Below are 8,476 nucleotides of genomic sequence, written 5' to 3' on the forward strand. Positions count from 1 at the left end.
GGAGCCGCTGTCAGCGCTCCGGCGACGCTCCCCGCCGGCCGAAATGGATCGCCAGCAGTCCTGCTGCCGTCAAAAGCCATATCAGCACGACCAGCGATGGTGGCCAGACCGTCACCAGCCAGCTGATCAGGACGGTCATCAGCGCGCTGAGGCCGAGCTGGATCGCGCCCATAAGCCCGGCCGCCGAACCGGCGAGTTCGGGCCGGGCGGAGAGAGCTTCGGCCGTCGAGCCGGGAATCGTCATGCCGTTGCCTATGGCGTTGATGGCGAGCGGCAGGAACAGCATCAGCGGCGACCAGTCCTGGCGGAGCGCCAGCGGCACCGCGATCGTGATCGCGAGGGTGGAGATGACGAGGCCGAGATGGACCATGCGCGGGGCGCCGAGGCGAACCACCAGCCGGGCCATCGCGAAGTTGCCGAGCATGTAGCCCAGCGCGTTCAGGATGAAATAGGCGCCATAGACATCGCTGCCGCGCCCCATGGTCTCGACGACGATGTAGGGCGCGGCCGCGATGAAGGCGAAGAAGGCCGACGAACTCGTAGAGACGGCGATCACGTTGAGGACGAAGACGCGATTCCTCGCGAGTTCCGGGAAGGCGCGGAAGACGCCGAGAAGCGGCGTGCGCAAGCCGGTGTTGGGCGCGGTTTCCGGTAGCCGCGCCAACGTCAGCAGCAGGACGATCGCGCCGATCGCCGTCATGAACCACAGGATCATGCGCCAGCCGAACCGGGTCTCGATCTGTCCGCCGAGCCAAGGCGCGACCATCGGTGCCACGACCATGACCATGGTCACGGTCGCGATCTGGCTCGCCGCCTCGTCGCGGCTGGCCGTGTCGCGGATGATCGCGCGCGACAGCGCGAAGACCGAGCCCGAGCCCGCGCCCTGGAGCACCCGTGCCAGCAACAGCCATTCGATCGACGGCGCGATGGCGCCGAGCAGGGAGCCGACGACGAACAGGGCGATGCCGGCATTGACGCAAGGGCGCCGTCCGAAGCGGTCGGAGAGGGGGCCGCTGACCAGCTGCGTCAGCGCCACCGCCACCAGGAACAGCGTCAGCGTGAGCTGGATCGTCGCGTAGCTTGCGCTGAAATGGCGTGACAGGTTCGGCGCGGCCGGCGCCACCAGATTGAGCGCGAGCGGCTGCAGCGCCGAGATCGCCACCAGCACGGCAAGGGTGGGTTTTGCGATCGGAGCGGTCATGAAGGCGGGGTGCTCGGGATCTTCAGGTTGGATTCGGGCAGCACGCGCTGCCGGTGCATCGTGTAGAGCCCGCTCGCGACGATCAGCGCGATCCCGAGCCCGGCGACGGGGTCGGGAACGTGCCCCCAGACGAAATAGCCCATCATGACGGCCAGGATGACGACGGAGTAGCGATAGCCCGAGACGACCCCGACATCGGTGTTGCGATAGGCACTGACGATGCAGATGCTGCCGGCCGCGACGAGGGCCGCTGCCCCAGCGACATAGAGCGTCTCGCGGCGCCAGATCGGCAGCCAGACCTCGAAAACTCCGTAGCCGCAGGCGACGAGCCCGACGAGCGCGGTCGTCATCAGCGCGATCACGGTGGCCGGGATTTCATTGCCGATCTTGCGCGTCAGCAGATCACGGCAGGCGGCGAGGCAGGCACTGGCGAGCGCGACCAGGGCGGCGATGTTGAAGGAATCGGTCGCCGGCCTCAGCACGATCAGAACGCCGCAGAAGCCGACGAAGACCGCAACCGTGCGACGCCAGCCGACGCGCTCGATCCGCAGGACCACGGCGAGGATCACGATGATGATCGGGGAGGCGAGCAGGATCGCCGTGACATCGGCCAACGGCATCTCGGCGAGCGCCCAGATGAAGGTCAGCGTGACCGCGGCGTCGATCAGCCCGCGCAGCACCACGATGGGCTTTGTCGCCAGCCGCAGCTTGGCTCCTTCCTGGAAGGCGATGACGAGGCCCAGCGCGGTCAGCAGCGCGAAGGCCGTCCGCAGCGTGATCGCCTGCCCGACGGGATAGACCTCGCGCGCCAGCTTCATCAGCGCGTCATTGCAGACGAAGAGCGCCATCGCGGCCAGCATGGCGAGGATGCCACGGCGGTTTTCGTCAGGGCTGGCCACGGCGTCGTCTGGTCCCTCTTCGTCGGTCTGGGCTCAGGCCGCGAAGCGATTGAGCGAAAAGGGCTTGAGATCGAACGCAGACTGGCCCGATGTCGATAGATCGGCGAGAATCTCGCCGATCGCGCTGGCGAATTTGAAGCCATGGCCTGAGCAGGCCGAGGCGAAGACGGCCTGCGGCACGCCTGGCACCGTGTCGATGATGAAGTCCTCGTCGGGCGTGACGCTGTAGACGCAGCCCTTCAGCGTCAGCGGCTCGCCCGCCGCATCGGGCAAATAGCGCGCCAGGCAGTCCCGGATCAGCTCGACCTGCCGCGGGCTCGGCGTTCTGTCGTCCTCGCGTGGGTCCATCGGCTCGCGGCCGAAATGCGGCCCGCCCAGCTTGAAGCCGGGATGTTCGTAGAGTGGGAAGCCGTAGAAGGTGCCCTCGTCGGCGCTCAGGATGAAGACCGGGAACACATCGGGGCGGTAGAGTTCCGGGCGGCGCGTGGTGAACCAGCCGATCGCCTGCCGCACCGTCGCGACGTTGTCGGCCAGCGCCGGCACTGCATCCGCGATCCAGCCGCCCGAGGTGATCACGAGGCGGCCGGCGGAATAGGTGCCGCGCTCGGTGCGAACGATGACGCCGCCCTGCGCCGTTGGCGTCCAGTCGAGCAGCGGTTCATTCGTGCGGATCTCCGCGCCGCGCGATTGCGCCAGCCCGACATGGGCGTAGATCGCCTTTTCCGAGGCGACGAAGCCGCCATCCGGCTGCCACAGCCCGATATGGCCGGCGGGCAGCTGGAACCCGGGGAAACGCCGCGCGAGCTCCCCGGCGTCGAGCTGCTCATGCACCAGCCCATGGTCGAGGCAGGATTGCAGCGAGGCCTCGACCGGTCCGCCGCCGGCCGGGGCGAGATCGAGCGAGCCGGTGACGTGCAGCAGCTTCATGCCGGCCTCGTCGCCCGTCTGTTGCCACAGCTCATGCGCACGCCGGACGATCGGGACATAATGCGAGCCCTCGAAATAGGCGATCCGGATGATCCGGGTCAGCCCGTGCGAGGAGCCCATCGTGTGGCCGAGATCGAAGCGCTCCAGACCGAGGACCTTGAGGCCGCGCTTCGCCAGATGCCAGCAGGCGGCCGACCCCATGGCGCCGACTCCGGCGACGATGACGTCGTAGCTGTTGCTCGTCATGGCGGGTCTCGCTGGCAGGCAGGCAAGGCAGGGCTCAGGCACCGGCAAGGTCGGAGCCTGAGCCTGCGGGAGCAATACAGCTGCAACCTGCGCGGGTCCATGCCCGCCGGCGCCCGATCGGCCTGTTCGGGGCGCAGTGGTGAGTTTTTCTTAACAATGTCCGACCATAACAAGGTGGGACGTAAATCTAACCGGATGGGCTGATGCACCGCAGGGTTCGACGCTGGCTGAGCGGTCGGAACCAGACGATTGCGGTGGACGCCACCGCGATCGATGAGGCCGTGACGCCTGTCGTCCCGGCCGGCGCGAGCATTGCCGGCGATGCCGCCAATCGTGAAGCCGTCACGGTGCTGGAACAGGACGTGGTGGCCGCGATGCGCCGCCTCACCTTGGATCTGGCCAGCGCAGAGCGGTTCTCGACGGAGTCCGAAACCCGTTCCAGCGCCATCCACGAAAGCGTCATCGGAATGCGTGCGGCGACCGCGACCGCGAGCGCCAATTCGGCGGCGCTGGTGACGGCGACGCAGCAGGTCTCCGATACGGCCGAGCAGATCGGCACCTCGATGAACCATGCGCGTGAGAGGCTCGATGCCGCCGCAACCCGCGCCGGCGAGGCGACCGAGATGATGACCGGTCTCGCGATCGCGACGGCGGAGATCCGCGGCATCGTCGATTCGATCGCCGAGATCGCGCGACAGACCAATCTGCTCGCCTTGAATGCCTCCATCGAGGCGGCCCGCGCCGGCGAGGCCGGACGCGGCTTCGGCGTCGTCGCCCAGGAGGTCAAATCGCTCTCGGTCGAGGTGCGCGAAGCCGTCGAGCATATCCGCAACCGCGTCGACCGGCTGACGCAGGCGGCCCATGGCTCGGCCGCCATCGTCACCGACGCGCTTCAGATGGTCCGCGACGTCAATCCGATGATCGCCGCGATCGGCAACGCGTCGCAGGAGCAGGCCAGCGCGACGGCGGAACTCTCGCGCAATGCCGGTGCGACGGCGCGCTTCGTCGAGACGGTCGTGCAGCGCGTCGATGAGATCGACCGGGTGGCGCTGTCGGCCGCCACCGAAAGCGCCAGCGCCCGCAAGGCGACGACCAAGGGCTCGCTCCTGGCCGGGGGCATGCTGCGCCGCTTCATCCCGACGCTGCGTCATTCATCTTTTGCCGACCGCCGCCAGCATGACCGGTTTCCGGTCGAGCACAGCGCCAAGGCGCGGCTCGGCGCGGTCGATTTCGTCAGCCATACCATCGACCTCGGCCGCGGCGGCGTGCTGCTGGCGCGCCCCGACGATCAAAATCTCATGCCGGGCGTCTCCGGCACGATCGAGATCGCCGATCTGCCGCCGCTACCGTGCCACATGGCGGCGACGAGCGAACTCGGGCTGCACGTCGCCTTCGACCGGCATGCCTTTGGCGAGAACCGACTTCTCGACGGTCTGATCGAAACCATCGAGAGTTCCTATCGCCCGCTGATCGAGAAGGCCCAGGCCTTCGCCGTCGAGGTCGCCACGCTGATGGAGGAGGCTCTCGGCGGCAGTCTGGTCGACGAGGCGGAGCTTTTCGACGTCGAATACATCGCCGTGCCGGAGACCGATCCCCAGCAATACCGTAACCGCGCGCTGCCAGTGCTCGAGGCGATCCTGCCGCCCCTGCTGGCCCGCACGCTTGCGAGCGACCCACGGCTGCTCTTCACCATAGCCATCGATCGCAACGGCTACATTCCCGTTCACAACGCCGCCTACGCCATGCCGCAGCGTCCGGCCGATCCGATCTGGAACGCGTCGCATTCGCGCAACATGCGCATCTTCGACGACCGCGCCGGCATTGCCGCGGCGCGCTCGGTGCGGCCCTTCCTCGTGCAGTCCTATCTGCGCGACATGGGCGGCGGCGTCACCGAAATGGTCCGAGAGGTCGATGCACCGCTCAGGATCAATGGCCGCCACTGGGGCGGCGTGCGCATGGCCTACCGGATGTAGGTCGCAAGCGAGCGGCTCGCTCTCAGAGCCGCTCCCAGACGAACGGGATGTTCAACCCGCGCAGGGTCTGCTGCCAGAGCGAGCCGGCCTGTTCGAGTCGCTGCGCATCGTAGACGCCCTGGACCTGGTGGATCTGCAACTGCCATGCGCTGGCCCCTGAATCCTGCCAGACCTTGCCGACGAGCCGCTTCAGGCGCTCGGGATCGCGCGCGGCCGCATTGGAACCGAAGACGGTGAACTGGCTGGAGTTCTGCAGCATGTCCGAGACGAGGACGAGCGACCGCTCGCCTTCGCGCACACGGGTTTCCGGCCGCGAGACGACATCGCCGACGGCCTCGACGATGGGCGACAGATTGCCCTTCGCCGGCTGCGTCAGAACGGCCAGCGCATCGTCGAGCGGCCGGCCGAATTTCTCGACCCAGCGGAGATAGTCGCGCCGCGGATTGCCGATCAGCTCGCTTGCGGTCCGCCCCGGATTGCACAGCGACAGCAGCGCTGGGAAGCCCGGCTCGAACACGTCGTTGAAGACATAGATCGACAGCATCCGGTCGGCCGGCAACTCGTCGCCGATGCGCTTGACCAGCCGCTTCAGCCGCCCCGCCTGGACCTCGCTCCAGGGATCGCTCTTGTCGACCAGCACGAGCGTATGGCCCGCCGCGCCGGTTTTCAGGCATAGCGACTCGGCATCCCGTGGCGGGCCGCGCAGCAGCGACGGCGCCGCGAAGAAGCCGACCACCGCTACGCCCGCCAGAATGGAGGCGACGATCGCCCAGCTCTCGCTCTTCATGCCCTGCTCTTCATCGCTCGCTAAACTGTACGCGTCGCTTAGCGCGGCATTGCGGCAAATTCCGCATTGATCTGCCGGCGCGCCGCCTCGTCCTGCTCGAAGGCGTCGCGGCCGGCCTCGGCGGCGCGTGTCTTCAGCCGCTCGATCTCGCCGGCGAGATCGAGCCCGCGCACCAGCGCCAGCCGGTCGCGCAGCTTCGCCTCGACCAGCGAAGGCATGTTCGCCAGTTGCCGCTCGAAATCTTCGATCAGCGCCTTCGCCGCGCCATGCTCGGCCAATGGCGCGGGCTGGTCGATTTCGGCGACGTTGAGGGACTGCGAGAAATAGGCCGGCGGAAGATCGGTCCGCACGCGCAGATTGGCCTCGCGATACTGCATCAGGGCGGCATCCTTGGCGCTGCGCAATTGCGACAGCCTGGCGCCATAGAGATCGCGGATCTGGTCGGCTGCGGCCTTGGATGCTTGCAGCCGGCCGAGTTCGCGGGTGCAGTCCTCCTTGAAGCCGTCGATCTGGGAGCGGACCATCTCGAGTTCCGGCAGGAGTTCGACATCGAGCCGGCGACGCTCGTCCTCCACCTCGCTCCAGCGCTGCCGCCAGCGCTTGTAGGCGGCGCCATGGCCGGGATAGGTGCCGAAGGCGGAGTAGCCCTTCACGGCCGCAGCAAAAGCGACGATGCAGCCGACGATGACCAGCGCCGCCGATTTGAGTTCGGTGATCGCCAGCGGGTCCGCCAGCATGCGCGGGATCACCTGGAGCGAACGGGCTTCGGGCGTCGCGATCAGCATCTCGCGATAATGCCCCACGGTGAGGTTGAACATCACGATCAGGATGATCATCGCGACATAAGCCGGCAGGGCCCAGAACAGATGCGAGGCCCGCACATGCTGGGAGTAGCGCGCCGGCCACATCCCCGTCAGGAAGCCCAGCGCGATATTGAGCGCCGAGATGATGACCGCCGTCGCCGCGCCGCCGACCAGCCCGAACTCGCTCGCCTCGGCGAAGAAATTGCCGTTCAGCAGGCTCTCGATCGCCAACGGCACGATCAGGAACAGCAGGATGAACTGCCATTTGTCGATCTTCGGATCGGCGGTGCGGCGATGCGTGTAGTTGAAATACTCGTATTCGCGCTTGGCCTTGAGCGCGTCATAGACCCGCTGCTCCAGCTCGCCGCCATGCCGGTTGAGGAGCGCGCGCATCGATGCCTCGATCGAACGGACGCGGCCCTCATAGCGCTCCTGCGTGAAGCTCTCGCGCCGCCCGGCGATCTCGGCGTGCAGGCCGTTCAGCGCCACGGCCGCCTGCTGCCGGATCGCGCCGAAGAGTTCGACGACGCGCGACAGCAGGGTCAACTCGGTCTGCGAGGGCAGGGCCGACTGGGGCGGCGGGTTGTTGTCGAGTGCGTCGCTGGCGCCGTGATGGCCGGCCTGCACCAGTTCGGCGAGGTGATGGGCGGTGATCGGCGGAATCGCACCGCCTCCAGGCCTGGATTCATCCGCCATGGGCGGCTCTCGCCAGGAACTGCCGGGCACCGACGACATCGGCATGGAAATCCCGGAACCCGTGCCGCGCCGGTCTGCGATAGGTCCGGTGGAACCAGCCGGTCATGGCGAGCAGGACGGCGGCGACGCCAGGCGCGGCCCAGTCCGAAGCGGCCAGTCCCGCGGCATCGGACGCAGCCCGCAGCGTCACCGCCACAGCGAGGATGGTGGCAAGCCAGAGCAATGCACCGACCCGGTGCCGGCCGAAGTCATGGGCCAGTTGCAGCACGGCTTCGATGCAGGCGAGCGCGGCGAAGGCGCAAAGCGCGAGCACGAGCAGCGCGGCAAGGCCCGCGGCGACCCCGGCGCCGACGCCGCTGGGCGAGGCCGGCGACAGCGCTGCGAACACGCTGCGCGCCGACAATCCGGCCAGGGCGAAGCAGGCGACCACGAGCAGGGCCAGCAGCACCGAGAGAAGCCGGACCCGCGGCCACAGCTTCGCCGCCATGACCGCGAGCCTGGCGATCCAGGTCTCCAGCACGAAGCGCGAGATGGCGTTGGCGATCGACTTGAGCCGAGGAAGAAAGCCTCTGTTCATCGAACGCCCGCAACCTCCACCATCAATGAACCGTTAATCCTTTGGAGGAGCCCGTCAAGACAGCGGGCGGACAGGCCTGCTCACCGTCCCCGGCTGGACGACCCGGCCGCTTGGGGCTGGCTAGGCGCTCAGCCGCCGGTGACGCTCATATGGCGTCCGACTGCGGGCTTGCCGCGGCGCCGGTCGATGACGAAGTCGTGGCCCTTGGGCTTGCGCGAGATCGCCTCTTCCATGGCGCGATGCAGCGCCGCGTCGTCTGCGGAGGCACGGATCGGCGCGCGCAGATCGGCGGCGTCCTCCTGGCCCAGGCACATGTAGAGCGTGCCCGTGCAGGTCAGCCGCACCCGGTTGCAGCTCTCACAGAAAT

At 67.8% G+C, this 8,476-nt stretch carries 7 protein-coding genes and 1 pseudogene; 1 reads left to right on the plus strand and 7 read right to left on the minus strand.

All coding sequences use genetic code 11. The annotated features are described in order from the left end of the window. Positions 1-10: 10 nt before the first annotated feature. Genes AC1DYU_RS18490 through solA form a run of 3 tightly spaced genes read right to left on the minus strand, consistent with a single transcriptional unit; the run spans position 11 to position 3,273 of the window. Positions 11-1,201, minus strand: a complete 1,191-nt coding sequence (locus AC1DYU_RS18490; protein WP_476792896.1) for a multidrug effflux MFS transporter — start codon at positions 1,199-1,201, stop codon at positions 11-13. Next, the gene (locus AC1DYU_RS18495) at positions 1,198-2,100 is read right to left on the minus strand and encodes a DMT family transporter (protein WP_158485364.1); all 903 of its coding nucleotides are present in this window, start codon (positions 2,098-2,100) and stop codon (positions 1,198-1,200) included. The genes AC1DYU_RS18490 and AC1DYU_RS18495 overlap by 4 nt, the downstream gene beginning before the upstream one ends. Positions 2,101-2,133: 33 nt before the next feature. Beyond that, on the minus strand, positions 2,134-3,273 hold the full coding sequence (gene solA / locus AC1DYU_RS18500) for an N-methyl-L-tryptophan oxidase (RefSeq protein WP_476792897.1): 1,140 nt from the start codon (positions 3,271-3,273) through the stop codon (positions 2,134-2,136). 203 nt (positions 3,274-3,476) lie between these two features. Between solA and AC1DYU_RS18505 the strand changes: the two genes are divergently transcribed. Beyond that, entirely contained in the window at positions 3,477-5,246 is a 1,770-nt protein-coding gene (locus AC1DYU_RS18505) for a methyl-accepting chemotaxis protein (protein WP_476792898.1), read from the plus strand. 22 nt (positions 5,247-5,268) lie between these two features. Here AC1DYU_RS18505 and AC1DYU_RS18510 read toward each other — a convergent pair whose 3' ends face one another. From AC1DYU_RS18510 to AC1DYU_RS18525, 4 genes and pseudogenes are all read right to left on the minus strand, one after another. Then, positions 5,269-6,033 (minus strand): hypothetical protein, encoded by a 765-nt coding sequence (locus tag AC1DYU_RS18510; RefSeq protein ID WP_476792899.1) that lies wholly within the window; start codon positions 6,031-6,033, stop codon positions 5,269-5,271. Positions 6,034-6,071: 38 nt separating this feature from the next. After that, positions 6,072-7,532: a hypothetical protein gene (locus tag AC1DYU_RS18515; RefSeq protein WP_476792900.1), complete on the minus strand. Its 1,461-nt coding sequence runs from the start codon at positions 7,530-7,532 to the stop codon at positions 6,072-6,074. Beyond that, on the minus strand, positions 7,522-8,109 hold the full coding sequence (locus AC1DYU_RS18520) for a hypothetical protein (RefSeq protein WP_476792901.1): 588 nt from the start codon (positions 8,107-8,109) through the stop codon (positions 7,522-7,524). The genes AC1DYU_RS18515 and AC1DYU_RS18520 overlap by 11 nt, the downstream gene beginning before the upstream one ends. Before the next feature lie 128 nt (positions 8,110-8,237). Then, a pseudogene (locus tag AC1DYU_RS18525) lies at positions 8,238-8,476 on the minus strand (GTP 3',8-cyclase MoaA); the annotation flags it as partial.

Source organism: Allobosea sp. P2_B12 (assembly GCF_056404835.1).